Here is a 13,071-nt window from a genome sequence, read left to right on the forward strand (position 1 = left end):
TCTATTTAGGCCTTCGGTCGGGTGACGGCCATCACTGACGATTCTCTCGGGATCGCAGACAGTTGACCATTGGGTAATGAATAAGGAGGCCCGTGCCACCCTGGACCGAAACCGCAGATTGGCTGAAGACCGACTCAGGCGCCTTCCTGGCGGCCGGGCGGATGCCCCTCGGGACCACTCCTTGGACCGACCAGGAAACCCGCGCGAGGCTGGTGGCCATGGCCCGCTGGATCCTGCTGGCGATCATCGGCGCCTATGGGCTTTTCGCCGGCGGCATCCTTTCTGTCAGCGCCTACAGGGTCTTCCTCACCCAAGCCCAGCTGGCCTTTCTTGCAGGCGCCGTGGCTTCCGTGGCTGCCTACAGCCTGGTCCTCCAGCAGGGCTGGTTCGGTGTGAGAGGGTTCCGGTACTCGGATCACGCCCAGATCCTGCTGGACCTCTTCTTCATCACGGTCCTGATCCACTTCAGCGGAGGGCCGTCCAGCTGGTTCTGGCCGGCCTACCTGATCGCCACCATGGAGGCGGCCTTCCTGCTGCCCCGCCCGCGAGAGGTCTGGGCCGTCGGCGCCATCGGCGGGGCCATGCACGGCCTCATGCTGGCGGGGCACTATCTCCGCCTTCTGCCCCCGGTGGCCATGCCTTTCACCTCGGCAGACCTCGGCGCCAATCCGCTCTACCTGTGCTTGATCTGGTCCTGGGCCGCGATCCTGAATGCGGCGGTGGCCTTCATCACGGCCCGCCTCATGGGAGTCATCCGGTGGGAGCACCGGGCCCTGAAGGCCCGCGAGGCCCAGCTGCAGCAGTTCGTGGACACGGCGAACGACCTGATCGTCTGCCTCACGCCTGAAGGCCGATTCCTGTACGCCAACCCCCTCTGGGTGAGGACCCTCGGGTACGGCCTCGAGGACCTGGAGACCACCACCTTCTTCGATCTCATCGACCTGGACCACCGGGCCCGCCTGCTGAAGGAGTTCGGGCGGGCCATGAAGGAGGCGCGGGGAACCACCATAGAGGCCGACGTCCTGGCCAGGAGCGGGACCCGCATCTCCGTCGAGGGGAACCTCGCCCCGACCCTCAAGGACGGGCGTCCGGGAATGGTCTGGTGCATCTGCCGCGACGTGACTGCGCGGCGGCAGGCCGAGGAGCAGCTCTTTCGGATGGCCCACTTCGACGGCCTGACGGGCCTGCCCAACCGGGCCTCCCTGCTGGAGAAACTGAACGGGGCCCAGGAGGCGGCCCGGAGGTCCGGCCGGAGCCTCGCGGTGCTGTTCGTGGACCTGGACCGCTTCAAGCTGATCAATGACACCCTGGGCCACGCGGTGGGCGACGAGCTCCTGCGCCAGGCCGCGCAACGGATGAAGACCGCGATCCGCGAAAGCGACACGGTCAGCCGCATCGGGGGCGACGAGTTCATCGTGACCCTGAACGATGTGCAGGATCCCAAGGAGGCTTCGGCTCTGGCGGGAAGGCTTCTCAGACCGCTGGCGCGGCCTTTCCACATCGGCGGCCAGGAGATCTTCGTGACGGCCAGCGTCGGCATCAGCCTCTTCCCGGAGGATGGCGAGGGTGGCGAAGCCCTGGTGAAGAAGGCCGACAGCGCGATGTACCACGCCAAGAGCCGGGGCAGGAACAACTACCAGTTCTATCATCCGGGGATGGACCAGGACGCCGAGCGGAGGCTCGTGCTGTCCACCGGGCTTCGCCACGCCCTGGAGGCCGGCGAGTTCCGCGTGCTCTACCAGCCGAAAGTGGAGGTGGACACGGGCCGGATGACCGCCATTGAGGCCCTGGTCCGCTGGGAGCATCCCGATCTGGGCCTTCTCCCACCCTCCGAGTTCATTCCGCTGGCTGAGGAGACCGGTCTCATCCTCCCTATCGGTGAGTGGGTGCTGCGCGAGGCGTGCAGCCAGGGCGCCCGGTGGCAGGCCCAGGGCCTTCGTCCCATGCGCATCGGCGTGAACCTCTCCGGCTACCAGCTCCAGCAGGCCGGCATGGCGGCCACAGTGCGGCGGATCCTGGAGGAGACGGAGCTGGATCCGCAGTGGCTGGAGCTGGAGATCACGGAGACGGTGGTCATGCAGAATCCGGCGCTGGCCGTGGCCGTGCTGGACGAGGTGAAGGCCCTAGGCATCCACGTCTCCATCGACGATTTCGGGACAGGCTACTCTTCCCTCGCGCAGCTCAAGCGTTTCTCCGTCAGCACCCTCAAGATCGACAAGTCCTTCATCCGCGATCTGGAGCACAACCCCACCGACGCCGCCATCGCCACGGCCATCATCGCCATGGGCGCGTGCCTCAACCTGCAGGTGGTCGCCGAGGGCGTGGAGACCGAGGGACAGCTTGCCTTCCTCCGGGAGCGTCAGTGCCACGGCGCCCAGGGGTTCCTGTTCGGCCATGCGGTGCCGGCGGAGGCGATTGCCAGTGTCCTGGAACAGGAGGACCGGGAATCCCAGATCGTGATGGTGACCTAGGACCCGCCAGGGGCCGGAGTCCCGATGCTATCGTGGATTCCACGGAGGCCCCATGTATCAGAAGGATTTTCTGGACCAGGTGCGCGCGCAGCTCACGGTGGTGGAGGATCCCGCGAAACTCCGCGAAGGGGCCTTCGAGACCAGCTCGGGCATTCCGCTGAAGAACAGCTACACGCCCGCGGACCTCGCCGGCCATGATCCCCTGCGCGACCTGGGCGCGCCCGGGAGGTTCCCTTTCACGCGGCATGTGCAGCCCACGGGGTACCGGGGCCGGCTCTGGACGATGCGCCAGTACGCCGGCTTCGCCACCGCCGAGGAGAGCAACGCCCGCTACCGCTACCTGCTGGAGCAGGGCACCACCGGCCTTTCCGTGGCCTTCGACCTGCCCACGCAGATCGGCATGGATCCTGACCATCCCATGGCCCTGGGCGAGGTGGGCAAGGTGGGCGTGAGCATCAGCTCCATCCACGACATGCGGACGCTGTTCCGGGACATCCCGCTGGACAAGGTCAGCACGAGCATGACCATCAACGCCCCGGCCTCGGTGCTGCTGGCCCTCTACCTGGCTGTGGCGGACGAACAGGGAGTTTCCTGGGACAAGGTGAGCGGCACCATCCAGAACGACATCCTCAAGGAGTACATGGCCCGTGGCACCTACATCTTTCCGCCGCGCCACAGCCTGCGCCTCATCACGGACATCTTCGCCTTCTGCGCGGACCAGGTGCCCAACTGGAACACCATCTCCATTTCCGGCTACCACATCCGCGAGGCGGGCTGCACCGCGGCCCAGGAAATCGCGTTCACCCTGGGCGACGGCATCGCCTATGTGCAGGCGGCCCTGGATGCGGGCCTGAAGCTGGAGGCCTTCGCGCCGCGCCTGAGCTTCTTCTTCAACGCCCACAACCAGTTCTTCGAGGAGGTGGCCAAGTTCCGCGCCGCCCGCCGCCTCTGGGCACGAATCATGAAGGAACGTTTCAAGACGACCGATGCAAAAAGCCAGATGTTGCGTTTTCACACGCAGACGGCGGGCAGCACGCTGACGGCCCAGCAGCCGGACAACAACATTGTGCGCACCACCGTGCAGGCCATGGCCGCGGTCTGCGGCGGCACCCAGAGCCTGCACACCAACAGCCGGGACGAGGCCCTGGCCCTCCCCACGGAGCAGAGCGCCATGATCGCCCTGCGCACGCAGCAGATCCTGGCCCATGAGTCCCGCGTGGCGGACGTGGTGGATCCCTTTGCGGGCAGCTATCTCATCGAATCCCTGACGGATGAGCTGGAAGCCCGGGCCTCGGCGCTGCTGGCCAAGGTGGACGAGCTGGGCGGCATGGTCGCCGCCATCGAGAAGGGCCTGCCCCAGCGGGAGATCCAGAACGCCGCCTATGCCTACCAGAAGGCCGTGGAGAAGGGCACCCAGGTCGTAGTCGGCGTGAACCGGTTCGCCATCAGCGGCGAGGCCGCCCCGGACCTCCTGCGGGTGGACGAGGCTCTGGGCGGGACCCGGCGGAGCCAAGTGGCCGCCGTTCGGGCAGGCCGGGACCAGGCCGCCACCGCCGCGCGGCTGGCGGAGCTGTCCGCCGCGGCCAAAGGCACGGAGAACCTCATGCCGCGCATCCTCGCCGCCGTGAAGGCCGAAGCGACGGTGGGAGAAATCTGCGACGCGCTCCGCGCCGTCTTCGGGGAGTACCAGGAGCATCTGGTGCTCTAGGTCACATCAGTTGGCCGAAATGTCGGTTGAAGGAGTGGTCCAGGCATCCGAATTGCATTACCGTGACCAACCCGTCCCGCTCCTGCGGGACCCCATCCCGGAGGCATCATGCGTATCGCCATCCTCACCGCCGCAGCGGCGCTGCTCCTCGCTCTTCCCGCCCAGGCCAAGATGCCCTTCGTCAAGAAGGCCCAGGAGCTGGGCTTCACCGACGTCAAGGACTGCAAGGCCTGCCACGTGGGCGCCGCCAAGAAGGGTGGCGAGATGACCGCGCGCGGCAAGTTCCTCGAAGAGACCAAGGCCAAGAAGAAGGCCGCCGAGGTCGACCTGAACTGGCTGAAGGACTACAAGGGCAAGTGAGCCGCTGACGCGGGCTCCCGATCTCGCCGGGCGGGTCTCCCGCCCGGTTTTTTCTGTACTCGTGGGGTGTCCTGTCAATGAATTCCGACATCTGTAGCGACATGTAACTAAGAACATACAAGGATTTCGGGTCTGGATCGGTCCGTGATCTAAATCACCATCAGGTATCTTATTGGGAGGTAACCGCGCTAGGGTGATAGCTGACATGTGAGGTAGCTATGCGTCTGCTGCTCGCTGGATTGCTCTCCGCCTTCCTCGCCGCCGCTCCCCCTTCAGCCAACGACTGTGTCGCCTGCCATGACATCGATCTGGCGAAATTCGCGACCACCAAGCATGGAAGCATGGGTTGCACGGACTGCCACAGCAGCATCACCAGGCTGCCCCATGCCGACAAGCCCGCGCCGGTGAACTGCGCGGACTGCCACGCGGACCAGGTCAAGGCCTACAAGAAGAGTGTCCACGGCGTCGCCAAGCAGAACGGGATGACCGACGCGGCTACGTGCGCTTCCTGCCACGGCCCAGCCCACGCCATCCTCGGCGCGAGCGATCCCGCCTCGAAGGTGGCCAAGAAGAACCTCGCCGACACCTGCGGCACCTGCCACTCCAACCCGGATTTCCTCTCCAAGCACCAGATCCCCTTCGTCAAGCCGGTGGAGGCCTACCGTCTGAGCGTCCATGGGCGCGAAGTGGCCAAGGGGAACGCCGCTGCGGCCTCCTGCTCCGATTGCCATGGCAGCCACGACATCCTCGCCTCGCGGGATCCCCAGGCAAAGGTGAACCGGGCCAACGTCGCGGACACCTGCGGCGTCTGCCACCCGGACATCCAGGCCGCCTACGCGGACAGCATCCACGGCCTCGCCCTGAAGCGCGGCTCCAAGGATTCCCCCACCTGCACGACCTGCCACGGCGAGCACGACATCCTGGCGCCCTCGGAGGCCGGTTCCCTGGTGAACGCGGCCCGGGTGTCCGCCACGACCTGCGGCCGTTGCCATGGGGACGAGCGCCTGAACACCCGCTACGGGTTCGGCGACAAGGTCCCCGCCTACCAGGACAGCTTCCACGGGCTCGCGGTCCGCGGTGGCGGGAAGTCCGCCGCCAACTGTGCATCCTGCCATGGGGTGCACAACATCCTGCCCTCGGCGGATTCCAGGTCCACGGTGAACCCGGCCAACCTGGCCCAGACCTGCGGGAAGTGTCATCCGGGCGCCGGGGCTAAGCTGGCGGCAGCCCCCATCCACGTGCGCACGGCCACCATGACGGAGCATGTCTCCGTGCGCTGGATCCGGTTGGCCTACCTGGCCCTCATCCCCCTGACCATCGGATTCATGCTGCTGCACAACTTCCTCGACTGGCTGGCCAAGCTGCGGCGCGGACCTCACCACGGCGCCACCCACGAGGGCTTCCCGCGCATGAACCTGACGTTCCGGATCACCCACGGCATGGTGATCGTGAGCTTCATCTCCCTCGTCATCACGGGCTTCGCCCTGAAGTTCCCGGAATCCGCCTGGGTGAAGCTCTTCCAGTCCTTCGACCCTGATTCCAGCCTCCGCGGTGTGGTCCATCGCATCGCGGCCGTGGTGATGATGGCGGGCACGGTGTTCCACTTCGTCCACCTCGCCCTGTCGAAGCGGGACCGCATCATCCTCGTGGAGCTGCTCCCCTCCTGGCAGGACGCCAAGGACATCTTCAACATGTTCCGGTTCAACCTGGGCCTGATCAAGGAACGTCCCACCTTCGGCATGTTCGGCTACCCCGAGAAGATGGAGTACTGGGCCTTCATGTGGGGCACCGTGGTGATGGCCGTGACGGGCGTCCTGTTGTGGGCCGAGAACTGGAGCCTGCGCCACTTCCCGAAGTGGGTCCTGGACGCGGCCACGGCGGCCCATTGGTACGAAGCCATCCTGGCCACGCTCTCCATCCTTGTCTGGCACTGGTACCTGGTGATCTTCGATCCCGATGTCTACCCCATGGACTTGGCCTGGCTGAACGGCAAAGCCTCCGCGGACCACATGCGCGAAACCCGGCCCGAGTACTACCGGAAGACGATCGAGAAGCACGGAACCCAACACCACGACGCTTGATGCCACCCCCTTTAGCGCATCACTGACCCCTCCCCACCCCATAGGAACCAACCCCATGACCTGGACCTTTACCGATACTCAGGCTCCCGCCGGCGCCAGGCGACGCGGCGGAAGCCTGCTGCTGGCCTTCGTCGCCGGCCTCCTCCTCGCCTCGGCGCCCCTGCAGGCCGCCCCTGCCAAGGCGGCCGCCAAGGAAAGCTGCTTCGACTGCCACAGCGACAAGGACATGACCAAGGATGTGAATGGCACGAAGCAATCGCTCTTCGTGGACGGGCAGCGGTTCGCAGCCTCGGTCCACGCCTCTCTATCTTGCCGGGACTGCCACGTCAAACTCACGGACAAGCACCAGGAAGGTACTGAGACCTACACAGATGTGAACTGCGATGGATGCCATGCTGAGCAGGCCAAGCACTACGCGGGCAGTATCCATGGCGTGAGCCAGACCCTTGGGGCGACGGCAGCGGCTTATTGCCATGATTGCCATGGGAATCACTACATCGTGCCCGTGAAGCAGACGGACTCGCCGGTCTACAAGATGAACCTGTCGACGACCTGCGCGAAGTGCCACGCCAACAAGAACCTCACCGATGAATACAAGATGAAGTATCCGGCGGTGGCCTCCCAGTACCAGGAGAGCATCCACGGGAAGGCCCTGCTGGTGAAGGGGCTCATCGTGGCGCCGAGCTGCAACGACTGCCATGGCGTCCATGACATCAAGCGGAGCGTGGACCGCAGCTCGCCCATCAACCACGCCAACGTCGCCAAGACCTGCGGCCGCTGCCACGTGAAGGTCGAGGAGGTCTACAACAAAAGCGTCCATGGCCAGCTTCTGGCCAAGGGAGATCCCCGCGGGCCCGTGTGCATCCAGTGCCACTCGGCGCACCAGATCGAGACGCCTGTGAGCGGCCACTTCAAGGCTGGCAGCGACATGGTCTGTGGCAAGTGCCACGCCGACCGCCTGGAGCACTACCGCGACACCTACCACGGCAAGGCCATGGCGCTTGGAAAGGCCAACACCGCCAGCGCCGTGGCCGCCTGCTACGACTGTCACGGCCACCACGATGTCCTTAGGGCCTCAGATCCGAATTCGCACCTCTCTCCGGCGAACATCGTCAACACGTGCAAGCAGTGCCACGCCAATGCCTCGGTCAGTTTCGCGAAGTACGCGCCCCACGCGAACCCCATGGATCGCAAGAACTATCCGGTGCTGCACTACGTCTTCCTGATCATGACCACGCTTCTTGTGTGCACCTTCTCCCTGTTCGGTGCCCACACGCTCCTGTGGCTGTTCCGGTCCGTCTGGCTCTATCGCCACGACTCCAAGCAGTTCCGCGAGGCCAAGATCAAAATCCAGGAGGATGACGAGCAGTTCACTCGGTTCCAGCCCTTCGAGCGCTTCCTCCACATCCTGGTGGTGACGAGCTTCCTGCTGCTGACAATCACCGGCATGCCGCTGAAGTTCTACTACACCGACTGGGCCAAGGCGATCTTCCGGTTCTTCGGAGGGGCTGATGTCGCCCGCACCCTCCACCACTTCGGGGCGGTGATCACCTTCACCTACTTCGCGCTGCACGTGGGTACCACCCTGGGCCACTTCTGGCGGAACCGGGGCTTCCTGAAGGATCCAGAGACCGGCGCCGTCCGCCTTAGCCGCATCTTCAAGGCCATGGCCCATCCCGATTCCATGATCCCCACCAAGCAGGATGTGAAGGATTTCGTGGCCCATAACCGCTGGTTCTTCGGCAAGGGGCCCCGTCCCGAGTTCGATCGGTGGACCTACTTCGAGAAGTTCGACTACCTGGCCGTGTTCTGGGGCGTCTTCGCCATCGGCGTCTCGGGCCTGATCATGTGGTTCCCGGAGTTCTTCAGCAAGTTCATGCCCGGCTGGATGATCAATGTCTCGCTGATCGTGCACTCCGATGAGGCCCTGCTGGCAGCCGGCTTCATCTTCACGGTGCACTTCTTCAACACCCATTTCCGGCTGGAGAAGTTCCCCATGGATACGGTCATCTTCTCGGGCCGCATCTCGAAGTCCGAAATGCTCCACGAGCGGAAGCGCTGGTATGACCGCCTGGTGGCCGAAGGCCGCCTGGACAGCTTCCGCGTCAAGGACGAGTGGGAAGCCTGGAAGGGCATCGCTCGCAGCGCCGGCTACATCTTCTTCGGCGTGGGCCTCGTGCTGCTCTTCCTGATCATCTACGCCATGACCTCGCGCCTGGCGCACTGAGGCCGCTCAGCACCGGATCCACCCGATCTTTGGCACACCACGACCACGCAGATCCGCGCCCCGCCCTCCCGGGTGGGGCCGGGTGGTCGCGACCGGAACTCCGGCCGTCCATCTGCCTTTCCCCCTCACCCTGATCCCGCGCGGATCGGATCACCACCCCATGAAGGAGCTGACATGCGCCGCATCACCCTCCTCACCACCGCCTTCATCCTCGCGGCCGCCCCGGCGGCCATGGCGAAGATGACCACCGTGAAGGGCGCCAAGTGCACCGCCTGCCACGAGGGCGCGCCGAAGGACAAGAAGTTCAATGCCGCGACCACCAAGATGCTCGCCAAGTACAAGGAAGCCCAGTGCAAGGACTGCCACGGCTGGGCCGAGGGCAAGCTGACCACCTTCAAGAAGAAGTAGTCCTCCTGCTCCAGAAAAAGGGCGGCGCCGGCAACGGCGCCGCCCTTTTTCTGGGGGTGATCAAAGGCCGAGCAGGGAACGGGCCTCGGCCTCCAGGCGGTCCAGCTGGGAAGCCTCGCCGCGTCCCTGGAGGTAGACCTTCAGCTTGGGTTCGGTGCCGCTGGGACGGAACGCGGCGAAGGCGCCGCTCTCCAGGCGGAACTTGAGGACATTGCTGCGCGGGATGGCCAGGGCACGGTCGCGCTGGTCAGGGCGGTCGAGGATGGGTTCCGTGCGGCCGTCGCCATGCCAGAGGCCGGTCTGGAAGTCCTCCCAGTTGACGACCTTCTCGCCGCCTAGCGAGGCCAGGCCCGCGGCGCGGATGCGGCCCATGGCCTCGGCAAAACGCTTGGCCCCGCCCGGCCGGGGATCCTCCAGGTTCACCAGGCGGTTGTGGAAGGAGCCCACCCGGGCCATGAGGGCCTCCACAGCCTGGAACAGAGTCTGCCCCTTGGCCTTGTAGTGCCCGGCCATCTCGGCCACCACAAGGGCCGCGGTGACGCCGTCCTTGTCCCGGAGGTCCGGCGGCAGCAGCATGCCGTAGCTCTCCTCGGCCCCGAAGGCATAGGGCTCGCCCAGTTCCAGCAGGCGGTCCATGCACACGGCGATGTTCTTGAAGCCCGTGAGGGTCCACACGACGGGCAGGCCATGGTGGCGGGCCACTTCGGCCATGAAGTCGGAGGTCACCACGGTGCTCACCACGGCGCCCCTGCGGCCCTTCTGGGTGCAGAGATAATCCAGGGTGAGGCCCGCCAGGTCATTGCCGGACATGAGCTCCCAGGCGCCGTCGCGCTTGGCCACCACGCCGATGCGATCCGCATCCGGGTCATTGGCGAGGATCACCTCGGCTCCCATGGCCTCTGCTTCCTTCAGGGGCGCGGCGTAGGCGGCGAGCTCCTCGGGGTTGGGGCGCGGGGCGGTGGGGAAGGTGCCGTCCTGGATGCCCTGGCTGGGGCTGAGGGTGAGCGGCAGGCCGGCCCGCTCGAAGAGGGCGGGCACGAAGGCCACGCCGGTGCCGTGGAAGGGCGTGTAGAGGATGCGGGCGGCCTCGAAGGCCTCTGGATGCTGGAGCAGATCCTGGCCCATGGCGAGGTAGGCCTCTTCGACCTCTGCGGGAATGGGCTGGATGCGGCCGGCCGGCGCCACTGGCGGCTCGGGCACCAGGGGAAGGGCGGCCATGTGGGCCTCCACTTCCGCGTCCCAAGGCTCCACCACCTGGCCGCCCAGGTCGTTGTAGGCCTTGAAGCCGTTGTATTCCTTGGGATTGTGGCTGGCGGTGAGGATCACGCCGCAGGCCGAGCCCAGGCGGCGCATGGCGAAACAGAGGAAGGGCGTGGGCAGGGGGCGGGTGCCGAGGAACACCTGGTAGCCTGCCGCCGCCAGCACGGCGGCGCTCTCGGCGGCGAAGACATCCGAGTTGATCCGGGTGTCATAGCCCACCACGGCCACCCTCTTGCCCGGGGCCCGGCGCTGGGTCACGGCAGCCAGGGCCAAGGTGGCCCGGCGAACGTTGGGTCGGTTCATGCGGCGCAGCCCCGCGGCCATGAAGCCCCGGAGGCCTCCCGTGCCGAAGGCGAGAGGCTCGGAGAACCGGTCTTCCAGCTCGGCCGCCGCCTTGGCATCTCCGGCCTCGGCAGCCTTGAGCATGGGCTCCAGCTCCGCCCGAAGTTCCGGCTCCAGGTGGGGGAAGGCGAGGTAGGCGCGAGCGGAATCCAGGCTCATGGAAGGTCCTTGGGCAACATTCCAGGATTGCAGATCAGGTCCGGAAGGTCACGTGGTGGGCTTGCGGGCCACCACCTGTACCACGGCTCCGAGACCCTGATGGTGGGCGCCTTCGCGAATGTCTCGCAGCAGTTCCCGGCCCACTTCCAGCTCCAGGCCGGGGAGGAGGCCCCGCAGCTCGTCGAGGGTGTCTAGCAGATCCGGCTCCTTCGGCCCGCCGGTACCATAGTCCAGCTGGCGAGGCGTGTAGCCTTCCAGGATCAAGACCCCGCCGGGCACGAGGGCCGCGGCGCAGAGTGGGTACAGATCCCGTCGAAGGGCCGACGGCAGGTGGCAGAAGATGGAGATGATGCCGCTCCAAGGGCCTTTCCAGGGGGCGGTCCCGAAGTCGAAGTCCGCAAGGTCGGCGACCACCGTGGAGAGTGCCACACCCCGGCTGATGGCCAGTTCCCGGGCACGGGCCAGGCCGACCGCCGACTGGTCCACGGCCGTGACCGCATGGCCCAGCGTGGCCAAGTGCACGGCGTTGCGGCCCTGACCCTCGCCCAGCCCCAGCACGGGGCCTGGCGGGATGCGCGGCGCCATCTCCTTCAGGAAATCGTTGGGCTCGGCGCCGTAGGTCAGCTCGGCTTCCGAATAGCGTGTGTCCCAGAATTCGCGGCCCATCACGCGCCTCCCAGGGCGATGTCCTCCAGCAGGAGGCTCAGCCCCGCGCTGCCGCCGTACCAGCGAAGGTCGCTGCCCAGGGCCACGATGCGGGTGAGGAAGTCCCGAAGGTTGCCCGCGAAGGTGAGCTTGTCCACGGGCTCGGCGAGCACGCCGTCGCGGATGCGGAGGCCCGAGGCGCCCACGCTGAGGTCGCCGCTGACCGGATCCACCGTGTGCAGGCCCATGATCTCGGTGATGAGCACGCCGTTTCCGGCCATGCGGTACAAGGCGTCGGGAGCGGTGTCCCCGGCCAGGGGGAACAGGTTGAAGGTGGTGGCACCGGGCTGGCTGCCGAAGCCGCGGCCGGCGCTGGCCGTAGGCGCCTGGCCCAGCTCAGCGGCGGTCTTGAGGGTGTGGAGGTAGGTCTTCAGGGTGCCGCCCTCAATGAGGACGTTGCGCCGCGTGGGCAGACCCTCCGCATCCCAGGGCTCCGTGCCGAGGGCCGGGCGCCCCGGGGCTTCGGCGAGCCGGCCATCGTCCACCAGGGTGAGGAGAGGCGAGGCGATGGGTTCGCCCAGCTTGCCGGCGAAGAGGCTGCGGCCCTTGATCACGGACTCGGCGTCGAGCATCCCGGCCACGATGCCGAGCAGGTCCACGGCCACCTCCGGGTGGAGCACCACGGGGTACTTTCCGGCGGGCAGCCGCTGGGGATGGAGCTTCCGCTCGCCCTTGAGGGCCGCCTCAGCGCCGATGGCGGCGAGGTCAAGGCCCGGCCGGCGGGCCACGTCCCAGTGCCAGGCCGCCTGCCGCTCGTCGCCATCGGCCACGGCCAGCTCGATGGCCGCGGAGCAGCTGGACCAGGCATCCGGCGTCCGCACGCCCTTCTGCGTGAGCAGCAGGCTGGCGCCGGAGCCGTCGCTCCAGGCCGACTCCCGCACGGCGGCGACCTTCGGGGAGGCCTTCCGGGCTTCGGCTTCGAGCTCCAGCGCCCAGGCGATGCGCTGCTCGGGCGTGAGGGCCTCCACGGCGCCATCGAAGCGGCTGGGGAGATCATCCGTGCCTTCGGGATCCGCCTGCCTCAGCCAGGGGTCCTCGTCCCCCAGGGCGCTCAGCTCCCAGGCCTGGGCGAAGAGCTCCTGGAAATTCGCCGCGGCCAGGTCCGTGGTGGTGGCCAGGCCGGTGCGGAAGCCCTGGCCGCCGGCCCGGATCACGCGCACGCCCAGGCCCCCGCGCTTGCTGGTGGTGAGGTCCTCGAGCGCGCCGTTCTGCACCTTGGCCTTGCGGCCGCGGGACACGGAGACGAAAGCCTCGGCCCCCTCGGCGCCCAGCTTCAGGGCGTGCTGGATGCCGTCCTGGAGGCGCGCTTCGAGGGACTCGGGAATGAAGGTGCGGAACGGATCGGTCATG

The 13,071-nt window shown here is 66.8% G+C and carries 9 protein-coding genes; 6 read left to right on the plus strand and 3 right to left on the minus strand.

Going from position 1 to position 13,071, the window contains the following annotated elements; genetic code table 11:
• The first annotated feature begins 92 nt into the window (after nt 1–92).
• From ML539_RS04070 to ML539_RS04095, 6 genes are all read left to right on the plus strand, one after another.
• A complete protein-coding gene (locus ML539_RS04070) occupies nt 93–2,471 on the plus strand; it encodes an EAL domain-containing protein (RefSeq protein ID WP_243320899.1) in 2,379 nt (792 codons plus the stop codon).
• 52 nt (nt 2,472–2,523) lie between these two features.
• The gene (locus ML539_RS04075; RefSeq protein WP_243320901.1) at nt 2,524–4,179 is read left to right on the plus strand and encodes a methylmalonyl-CoA mutase family protein; all 1,656 of its coding nucleotides are present in this window, start codon (nt 2,524–2,526) and stop codon (nt 4,177–4,179) included.
• Between the two features lie 108 nt (nt 4,180–4,287).
• Nucleotides 4,288–4,539 (plus strand): hypothetical protein, encoded by a 252-nt coding sequence (locus ML539_RS04080; RefSeq protein ID WP_243293854.1) that lies wholly within the window; start codon nt 4,288–4,290, stop codon nt 4,537–4,539.
• A gap of 218 nt (nt 4,540–4,757) precedes the next feature.
• Nucleotides 4,758–6,620: a cytochrome c3 family protein gene (locus tag ML539_RS04085; protein ID WP_243320903.1), complete on the plus strand. Its 1,863-nt coding sequence runs from the start codon at nt 4,758–4,760 to the stop codon at nt 6,618–6,620.
• Between the two features lie 55 nt (nt 6,621–6,675).
• Nucleotides 6,676–8,847 (plus strand): cytochrome b/b6 domain-containing protein, encoded by a 2,172-nt coding sequence (locus ML539_RS04090; RefSeq protein WP_243320904.1) that lies wholly within the window; start codon nt 6,676–6,678, stop codon nt 8,845–8,847.
• Nucleotides 8,848–9,021: 174 nt separating this feature from the next.
• Complete coding sequence (locus ML539_RS04095) at nt 9,022–9,255, plus strand: cytochrome c3 family protein (RefSeq protein WP_243320907.1); 234 nt, start codon at nt 9,022–9,024, stop codon at nt 9,253–9,255.
• A 60-nt stretch (nt 9,256–9,315) separates the two neighbouring features.
• On the opposite strand, the gene ML539_RS04100 is transcribed toward ML539_RS04095, so the two are convergent.
• The 3 genes from ML539_RS04100 to ML539_RS04110 are packed head-to-tail and all read right to left on the minus strand — an operon-like array spanning nt 9,316 to nt 13,070.
• A complete protein-coding gene (locus ML539_RS04100; protein WP_243320910.1) occupies nt 9,316–11,016 on the minus strand; it encodes a phospho-sugar mutase in 1,701 nt (566 codons plus the stop codon).
• Nucleotides 11,017–11,064: 48 nt separating this feature from the next.
• Nucleotides 11,065–11,682 carry a class I SAM-dependent methyltransferase gene (locus ML539_RS04105; RefSeq protein ID WP_243320912.1) on the minus strand — a complete coding sequence of 206 codons (618 nt, stop codon included), beginning with the start codon at nt 11,680–11,682 and terminating at the stop codon, nt 11,065–11,067.
• Nucleotides 11,682–13,070 carry a TldD/PmbA family protein gene (locus ML539_RS04110; RefSeq protein ID WP_243320914.1) on the minus strand — a complete coding sequence of 463 codons (1,389 nt, stop codon included), beginning with the start codon at nt 13,068–13,070 and terminating at the stop codon, nt 11,682–11,684. Before ML539_RS04110 ends, ML539_RS04105 begins: the two co-directional genes overlap by 1 nt.
• Nucleotide 13,071: the final 1 nt, after the last annotated feature.

The sequence above is a fragment of the Geothrix sp. SG200 genome (assembly GCF_022808935.1).
In the GTDB taxonomy this organism is placed as follows: domain Bacteria; phylum Acidobacteriota; class Holophagae; order Holophagales; family Holophagaceae; genus Geothrix; species Geothrix alkalitolerans.